At 69.2% G+C, this 2,357-nt stretch carries 3 protein-coding genes; all 3 read right to left on the minus strand.

Annotation, left to right across the window (positions count from 1 at the left end; translation table 11 throughout):
* A partial coding sequence (locus tag AB4Y86_RS16955; RefSeq protein WP_441403337.1) for an ABC transporter permease occupies positions 1–1,079 on the minus strand: 1,079 nt, incomplete at its 3' end.
* A 134-nt stretch (positions 1,080–1,213) separates the two neighbouring features.
* Positions 1,214–2,002 carry a trans-aconitate 2-methyltransferase gene (locus AB4Y86_RS16960; protein WP_441403335.1) on the minus strand — a complete coding sequence of 263 codons (789 nt, stop codon included), beginning with the start codon at positions 2,000–2,002 and terminating at the stop codon, positions 1,214–1,216.
* A gap of 118 nt (positions 2,003–2,120) precedes the next feature.
* A partial coding sequence (locus tag AB4Y86_RS16965) for an alpha/beta hydrolase (protein ID WP_441403336.1) occupies positions 2,121–2,357 on the minus strand: 237 nt, incomplete at its 5' end.

The raw sequence follows: 2,357 nt of genomic DNA on the forward strand, positions 1-2,357 counted from the left end.
GCGGTGAACGTGATCCCGGCCAGCACCGGTGCCTCGGCACCGGGGTATGCAAAGGCCACGTCACGGAATTCCACCGTGCCTGCCGGCGGCGTATCCCCCGCCCGCCGGGCCGGGGCGGGCGGGGCGGGCGGAGGACACCCGGCGGAAGGCTCGGTGTCGAGGACAGCCTGGATCCGTTCGGCGCAGGCAGCCGCGCGCGGGGCCGTAGTGAAGACGTACATSGCCATCATGATGGCGATCAGGATTTGGAGGATGTAGGCAATGAACGCCGTGAGGGCGCCGAGTCGCATCTGTCCGGCCTGGATCCGGTGCCCGCCGAACCAGACCACGGCCACGGAGGCAAGGTTCACGACCACCATGATCATCGGGTTCATGCCGGCCACCAGGAGCGCTGAGTCCAGGTTGTTCTTCGTGAGGTCCTTGTTGGCCGCGTCGAAGCGGCGGATCTCGTGGTCCTGACGGACGAAGCCGCGGATGACGTTGGCGCCGATGATCTGCTCCCGGAGCACCCGGCTGATCCGGTCGATCAGTGCCTGGCCCTGGCGGTACAGCGGAATCAGCCGGCGCACGATCAGCACCATGACGCCGGCGAGGAGGGGGATGACCGCCGCGACAATCCCGGACAGCGCCACGTCCTGGTGCAGCGCCAAGGTGATGCCGCCGATGAAGCTCGCGGGCGCCGCGATGAGCATGGTGAAGACCAGGACGGTAAGGCTCTGGATCTGGGTGACGTCGTTGGTGGCCCGGGTGACGAGGCTGGGTGCCCCGAAAACACCGATGTCCTGCGAGGAGAACGTCTGGACCTTGGCGAAAAGCTCCTCCCGCAGTTCCCGCCCCGCACGCATGGCTACGACCGCGCCGAGGTAGCCGGCCGAAATGGCGGTGCCGGCCTGGAGAGCTGCGACCCCCGCCATCCAGCCGCCCAACTGCTGGATCAGGGGCGTGTTCCCGGCGACGATGCCGTCGTCGATGATGGCGGCGTTCAGGGTAGGGAGCAGCAGGTTCGCCGTGGTCTGCACGAGCTGCAGGCAGACGATGGCCAGGACGGACATCCAGTGCGCCGCAAGCAGCCGCCGCATCAGGCTAATGAGCACCGAACCTCCATGACTAGGACAGGGCTCGGATCCTTACCAGCCGGCGGCCGCCCCCAGACCGCGTTGTCAGTGTAAGCCCCATCACACGCCCTGCGCTGTCACACGGCGTGTCACATTCGTCAAAGGTGCCAGCCGCGCTTGCGTGCCACCGCAAAGATCCGCCGGAACGGGAAGACTGTCCCGTGGCTGCCCGGCGGGTAGGCCTGATTCAGCAGCCGCGCATAGTCCGCCTGGAAGCGGCGTGCCTCGTCGGCTGGGAGCGCGGCCAGGACCGGACGCAGGCCGGTGCCGCGGACCCACTCAAAGACCGGGTCGGATCCCGGCAGGACTTGGAGGTAGGTGGTCTCCCAGGCATCGGCGTCGCAGCCGGCGTCGAGCATCAACTCCAGGTAGTCTGCGGGTTCGGCCGCTGCGTCGTCGTGGCGCAGCACCCCGGCCAGGGAGCCGGACCATGCGTCCGAGTCGGCCAGGGCGCGCATCAGCGCGTGCGAGGGCGCATTAAAGTTGCCGGGCACCTGCAGGGCGAACCACGCACCCGGGCGCAGTGCCTCCAGCCAGCGGGCCAGCAGCTGCAGGTGCCCGGGGACCCATTGCAAGGCGGCGTTCGTGACCACCACGTCGGTATCCGGTGTCGGCGTCCACGCGGCGATGTCCGCCAGGGTAAAGGTGAGGTTTGCGGCCGCCGTGGCGAAGGCGCCGGACTGCGCGAGCATTTCGGCGGAGGAGTCCAGGCCCTCTACCGCGGCCCCCGGCCAGCGGGACGCAAGCGTGGCGGTCAGGTTCCCCGGGCCGCAGCCGAGGTCGACGACGTGCCGCGGGGCATCCGCGTGGACGCGGGCGGTCAGGTCAAAGAAGGGCCGGTCGCGGTAGTCCCCGAACTGTCCGTATTTGGCTGGATCCCACTTCACGCCGTTCCTCCGCTCACCGCCCGCACTGACAGCGAAAGCCTAACCCCGCGGCTGGTGGCCGGCGGGGTCAGGCTTTCAAGTACGCTGTCAGCGGCGGGTGCCGGTCCGGCAGCCCTGCTCAGCGGTCGTGGCTGTCCTCGGGCACTTCCGAACCGGGACGACCGGGAACCGTGAGCCGGTCTTGGATCCAGCCGCCGAGCTCCGCGAGGGTCTGGCCGGTGATGCCGTGGCCGCCGGGGTCACGGCGGCCGAACGCGGCCGCGCCGGAGTCGGTGTGCAGATACTGCCAGGTGCGCTGCAGCAGTTCCGCCGGGATCACCCGATCCTGCTCGCCGTGGGCTACGAAGACCGGAAT

The sequence above is a fragment of the Arthrobacter sp. 2YAF22_2 genome (genome assembly GCF_052114645.1).
GTDB lineage: Bacteria > Actinomycetota > Actinomycetes > Actinomycetales > Micrococcaceae > Arthrobacter.